Source organism: Caulobacter sp. S45 (assembly GCF_903642205.1).
In the GTDB taxonomy this organism is placed as follows: Bacteria; Pseudomonadota; Alphaproteobacteria; order Caulobacterales; family Caulobacteraceae; genus CAHJWH01.
Genome location: NZ_CAHJWH010000226.1, coordinates 1 through 3,470, shown reverse-complemented (window position 1 = coordinate 3,470; position 3,470 = coordinate 1). Strand labels below are relative to the sequence as shown.

General features: G+C 74.0%; 3 protein-coding genes. 2 read left to right on the top strand and 1 reads right to left on the bottom strand.

The features are described from left to right. The first annotated feature begins 217 nt into the window (after positions 1-217). A complete protein-coding gene (locus HUV06_RS15225; RefSeq protein WP_174302092.1) occupies positions 218-1,696 on the top strand; it encodes a hypothetical protein in 1,479 nt (492 codons plus the stop codon). A gap of 2 nt (positions 1,697-1,698) precedes the next feature. Here HUV06_RS15225 and HUV06_RS15220 read toward each other — a convergent pair whose 3' ends face one another. Continuing rightward, positions 1,699-2,763 (bottom strand): A/G-specific adenine glycosylase, encoded by a 1,065-nt coding sequence (locus tag HUV06_RS15220; RefSeq protein ID WP_174302091.1) that lies wholly within the window; start codon positions 2,761-2,763, stop codon positions 1,699-1,701. A gap of 81 nt (positions 2,764-2,844) precedes the next feature. On the opposite strand from HUV06_RS15220, the gene HUV06_RS15215 reads away from it, so the two are divergent. Beyond that, positions 2,845-3,384: a DUF721 domain-containing protein gene (locus HUV06_RS15215; RefSeq protein ID WP_174302090.1), complete on the top strand. Its 540-nt coding sequence runs from the start codon at positions 2,845-2,847 to the stop codon at positions 3,382-3,384. Positions 3,385-3,470 lie beyond the last annotated feature (86 nt).

Genomic DNA, 3,470 nt, shown 5'->3' with positions numbered 1-3,470 from the left:
ACATGCGTTCGCCCCACGCAGGGGTGGCTCCACCCGTGCAAAGCCGCGCTGAGGACAGCGCGGCAGGACGCGTTTCCCGCGCTAGCCCGGTGAGCCATCCGACGCAGGCGATCGAAGCTGCGCTACGACCCGCCTCCTGCAGTCGGCGACGGCCGGGCTTCACGCGGCGTCAAGCAGTCGCAGCCTAAGGGTCGGCGGCTTCAAGCCGGATGATCCCTTGTCCCTAGACGCCCTGCCAGACCCCGTCGCCTCGGAGCGCCTGGCGCCTCGCATGGCCGCGATCGCGGCGCTGGTCGCCGCCGCCCTGGCGATGTTCTCGCCGGGCTTCCTCTCCGACGGCGACACCTACTGGCACGTGGCGGCGGGCCGCTGGATGCTGGCGCACCACCAGGTCCTGAAGACCGACGTCTTCTCCTACACCCGCGCCGGCTCGCCGTGGGACGCCCACGAATGGCTGGCGGAAATCCTGATGGCGGGGGTCCGGGGCCTGTGGGGATGGACGGGACTGGTCGTGGTCTATGCCGCCGCCGCCGGGGCGACGGCGTGGCTGGTGGTCGGCTGGCTGGCGCGATGGCTCTCCGGGCCGCCCCTGCTCGCGGTGGCGGTGGTCGCCGGCGACTGCACCCTGCCGAGCCTGCTGGCGCGGCCGCACCTGCTGGCCCTGGTCCCGCTGGCCCTGTGGACACTGGAACTGCTGCGCGGCCGCGACGAGGGCCGGGCGCCGCGGCCGGCCTTCGCCGCCCTGATGGCAGTGTGGGCCAACCTGCACGGCAGCTATGTCTTCGGCTTCGTCCTGCTCGGCGTCTTTGGGCTCGAGGCGTGGGTGGAGGCCGGCCCGCGCGGGTGGCGGAAGATGCAGGGCTGGGCCGTGTTCGGCGCCCTGTCCGTGGGCGCCGCCCTGATCAATCCCGAAGGCCTCGACGGGCTTGTCTATCCCTTCAAGATCATGGGCATGACCACGCTGGACGCCATAGCCGAGTGGCGGCCGATCGACTTCTCCAGCTACCAGCCGCTGGAACTGGCCCTGCTGGTCACCGTCTTCACCTGCATCTGGAAGGGCGTGCGGCTGCGCCCGCTCCGTCTGGCGCTGCTGCTGTTCCTGCTGCACATGGCTCTGGAGCACGCCCGCCACGCCGTGGTGATCGCGGTCGTGGCCCCCCTGGTGCTGGCCGAGCCGCTGGCCGGGGCGTTTCGGCGGCGCCCGGCGCGCCCCTTCGGGGGCGGCTGGTTCTGGCCGTCCGTCGCGGCCGCGGCCGGCGTGGTGCTGATGGTGCGTGTGGCCGCGCCGGTGCAGCCCATCGACGGGGCGACCAGCCCGGTCACGGCCCTGAACCACGTGCCCAGGGCGCTCGCCGGGCGGCCGGTCCTGAACGACTACGGTTTCGGCGGCTATCTGATCTACGACGGAGTGAGACCGTTCATCGACGGGCGGGCCGACATGTACGGCGACCGCTATCTGTCCGACTTCGTCACCGCCATCTCGCCCGACGACGCCAGGCTGAAGGCCATGCTCGACCGCTACGACGTGGCCTGGACGGTGTTCCCGCCGACCCGGCCGGTCGTCCAGGCGCTCGATCGCCAGCCCGGATGGCGCCGGCTGTATGCGGACAGCTATGCGGTCATCCACGTCCGCACGGACGCCGCGCCGGCGATGCAGGCCGCCCTGCCGCCGATCCTGCGCCCCCGCATCGGCTGACGCTAGGCCAGGCGGCCGAGCCCCGCCTCCAGCGCCTTGCGGAACACGGTGGGCAGGCTGGCGGCGGCCTGGGCGGCGGGCGTCCAGACCGCGTCGGCCAGGTCGGCGCCAGGCTCGGCCCTGAGCACCTCCAGGGTCAGGGCGAAGTGGGTGAAGACGTGCTCCACCTCGCCGACCGAACGCCAGACCGCCTTCGCCGGCGCGTCCGCCGCGGCCTCCGCCGCAGCGAACGGCGTGTCGCGCCAGGCGCTCGTGGGCAGGCCGAGCATGCCGCCCAGCAGCCCTTGGGCCGACCGGCGGACGAGGGCGATGTCGCCGCCCTTCAACGCGACATAGGCGACGCCGAAGCGGCGGGGCCGCTCGGCCCTGGCGGCCTTGCGGGGCAGCTGCTCGGGCGCGCCGCCCGCCCGCCCCCGGCACCAGGCGGCGACAGGACAGAGCCCGCAGAGCGGCTGGCGCGGGCGGCAGACCGTCGCGCCGAGGTCCATGGTGGCCTGGGCCCAGTCTCCCGGCCGCTCGGCGGAGGCTATCTCGCCCGCCAGCCGCCTCAGCTCGGGCCGGGCGGCGGGCAGCGGCGACTGCAGTGCGAACAGCCGGGCTGTCACCCGTTCCACGTTGCCGTCCACCACCACGGACGGCCTGTCGAAGGCGATCGCCGCGACCGCTGCGGCGGTATAGGGGCCGAGCCCGGGCAGGGCGCGCAGCCCCGACTCGGTCTCGGGAAAGACGCCGCCGTGTCCGCCCGCCACCGCCCGGGCGCAGGCCAGCAGGTTGCGGGCGCGGGCGTAATAGCCGAGCCCCGCCCAGGCGGCCATCACCTCTCCGTCCTCCGCCGTGGCGAGATCGGCCACGGTGGGCCACCGGGCGGTGAAGGCCAGGAAGTAGGGCGTGGCGTGCGGAACGGTGGTCTGTTGCAGCATGACCTCCGACAGCCACACGCGATAGGGATCGGCCCGCTCGCCGGCGGCGTGCCGCTCCGGCCCTACCCGCCAGGGCAGGGCGCGGGCGTTGGCGTCGTACCAGGCCAGCAGCGCGTTTCGAAGGGCGGGGAGGTCGCTCGGCGGCATCGTTTCCTGCATAGCGCGGTTTACGCCGCCGCGCCCATCGGTCCGCAGCCATCAGGGTGTGTTCTGGGTTAGGGTGGCGTCATGCGCCGCCCGCTTCCCTCCCCCGCCGAGGCCGCCGACATCCTGTCGCGCAAGCGCACCCGGCCGCCCTTCCGCCCGCCGCCGCCGGCCGGCAAGGCGCTGTCGGGCTACCTCAAGACGCTGGACGATCGCTTCGGTGGCGCGTCGGCTGGCCCGCGGGTGCTGACCGAGCGCTGGCGGGAGATCGTGGGCGAGACGCTGGCCCGGCGCACCCAGCCGATGAAGCTGGTCCGCCCCCGCAAGAGCGCGGCGGCCACGCTGGAGGTGCGGGTGGACGGCCCCGCCGCCGCCCTGGTCCAGCACCAGAGCGCCGACATCCTGGCCCGAGTGAACCTGACGCTGGGGGCGGGGACGGTGGATCGGCTTCGCATCGTCCAGGGGCCGGTGAGCGCGCCCGCCGCACCGCTGAAGCGCCGTAAGCCGCCGCCGCTGGACGCGGCTCAGGAGGCGGAGATCGCCGCCGGGCTGGCGGAGGCTCCCGAGGGCGGCCTGAAGGCGGCCCTGCTGCGGCTCGGACGAGAGGTGATGCGGCGGGGGTGAGCGGCCTAGGCCGGCTGGTAGATCTCCCCGCCCAGCTCCCTGAACTTCTCGCTCATCTGCGCCATGCCGGCTTCCGAGGTCGCCAC